The organism is Endozoicomonas sp. ONNA2 (assembly GCF_024606365.1).
GTDB lineage: Bacteria > Pseudomonadota > Gammaproteobacteria > Pseudomonadales > Endozoicomonadaceae > Endozoicomonas.
This window is the reverse complement of record NZ_JAHHPO010000037.1, coordinates 1-2,397: the sequence shown is the minus strand read 5'-3', so window position 1 is coordinate 2,397 and position 2,397 is coordinate 1. Positions and strand designations below refer to the sequence as shown.

Annotated in this window: 1 protein-coding gene; it reads left to right on the top strand. The window is 50.4% G+C overall.

What is annotated here, in order from left to right:
* Positions 1-1,988, top strand: a 1,988-nt coding sequence (adhE, locus tag KDK14_RS00460; protein WP_257263047.1) for a bifunctional acetaldehyde-CoA/alcohol dehydrogenase, incomplete at its 5' end; no start/stop codon positions are given.
* Positions 1,989-2,397 lie beyond the last annotated feature (409 nt).

Below are 2,397 nucleotides of genomic sequence, written 5' to 3'. Positions count from 1 at the left end.
ATGACCAAAAAATCCCTGATTTCACGCTTCAATTGCGAATAAATGAAGTAGTAGGCTCTGGTAACGTGCCTTGCATTATTGATCAGTCTGCAGATATCAAACAGTCCTGTAATGACCTGGTTATGTCCAAAAGTTTCGACAATGGTATGATCTGCGCGTCTGAACAGGCGGCAATTGTCCATCAGGCGGTTTATAAAGAGGTGGTCAAAGAGCTGAAGTCCCAGAATGTTTACTTCACTACGCCAGAGGAAACCCGGCGACTGGCGGAAGTTGTCATTCATGACGGTCATGTCAACAGTAAGATTGTTGGTATGAAACCGTTGTTTATTGCCGAACTGGCCGGTATCAAGGTGCCTGAGAATACCCGTATCCTGGCGGCAGAAATTGAGGTTGTCGGTCCTGAGTTTCCCCTGTCCCGGGAAAAGCTGTCACCGGTCCTGGGGGTGCTCAAGGCTAAAAATGCCCATCATGCCATTAAGTTGGCGGATCAAATGCTGAACTTTGGTGGCCTTGGCCATTCTGCTGTGCTTCATGCCCTGGATAATCAGGTGATTGATGAGTTCTCCCTGGCCATGAAAGCTGGCCGGATCATTATCAACTCTCCCAGTACCCATGGCGCCATTGGCGACATATACAACACCAATATGCCTTCCCTGACCCTGGGTTGTGGTACCTACGGCGGTAACAGTACCACCTCCAACGTATCCGCTGTAAACCTGATCAATGTCAAGCGTGTGGCCAAACGCCGGGTCAATATGCAGTGGTTTAAACTGCCCAGAAAGATTTACTTTGAGGCCAACTCGCTTCAGTACCTTGAAAAGATGCAGGCGGTTTCTCGTGTATTTATTGTGACTGACGAGATTATTCAGTCCCTGGGTTATGTGGATAAGGTCCTCTACCACCTGAGAAAGCGTGCGACGCCGGTTCAGGTTGAAATTTTCAATCAGGTTGAGCCTGATCCAAGTCTTGAGACCGTTCGCAATGGAGCCCGGGAAATGGCGCGTTTTCATCCGGATGTAATCATTGCCCTGGGCGGTGGCTCACCCATTGATGCGGCCAAGGGCATGTGGCTTTTCTATGAACAGCCGGATGCTGACTTTGCCGGTATGGCCCAGAAATTCCTGGATATCCGCAAGCGTGTCTATAAATTCCCCCATCTGGGCAAGAAGGCCAAGCTGGTTGCCATACCCACCACGTCCGGTACCGGTTCTGAGGTAACGTCCTTCGCCGTTATTACCGACAAGGAGAAAGGGGCCAAGTACCCATTGGCGGACTATGAGCTGACGCCTGATGTGGCCATTATTGATCCCAACCTGGTACTGACGGTTCCTAAAAAAGTGGCAGCCGATACCGGCCTGGATGTGCTCACTCACGCCGTTGAAGCTTATGTGTCCATCATGGCTTCCGACTACACCGATGCGTTGGCCATGAAAGCGATCCAGCTGGTGTTCGATTATCTGCCGCAGTCTTATGAAACCGCTGACCGCAAAGCCCGGGAGAAAATGCACAATGCGTCGTGTATTGCCGGCATGGCCTTTGCCAACGCATTTTTGGGGGTAAACCACGCAATTGCGCACAAGCTGGGGAATGAACTGCACATTTCTCACGGTCAGGCCAATGCGGTGTTATTGCCCCATGTGATTGAGTATAACGGCTGCCCTAATCCAACCAAGGTGGCATCATTCCCGAAATATCAGTATTACATTGCCCATGAGAAGTATGCCGAGGTGGCCAGAATGCTGGGTCTGCCCGCCAAGACTCCGGAAGAGGGCGTTAAATCCCTGGCCAATGCCGTTCGTGATTTGATGAAGCGGCTGGATATGCCTGCGTCCCTTCAGGAGATTGGCGTCGATGAGTCCCTGTTCAAGAGTAAAATCAGCTTGCTGGCTAACCACGCCTTTGAAGATCAGACCACCACGGCCAATCCCCGTTTGCCATTGATTTCCGAGCTGGAAGAGCTGCTCATCAAGGCTTACTACGGTAAATGACTTACTCCGGGAAAAGTTCGCCTCCCGCTTTGCGCTGCCCGCAAAAGCGCAAGCGGTTCCGGCTTTTTGGTTAGCGGGTAGCGTCAGTAAACTGTGAAGTTATTTCAGGACAGATCCTGATCAGAGTTTGGTTGGAGGCGTTTTGTTAATTTGCACAGTCAATTGCGTCGGCTTGTGTGTTTCAGCTACCACTGACTTTTATTTGAGCGAGAGCAGGTTGCTTCCGGCAGATAATCGATTTCCATACTACACTCTTTAATGCGTTTTATTTGCCTCTGGAGTTTTTCCCGCCATTGTGTTGATCCCGGACCTTGGCCATCTTGAACTAAAATTCTCTCACCCCATCAGGGCTATCAGCAGGGCGATAGAATCGGCCTTACGATCGTTCCAATCAAGGCTAATTTAAACG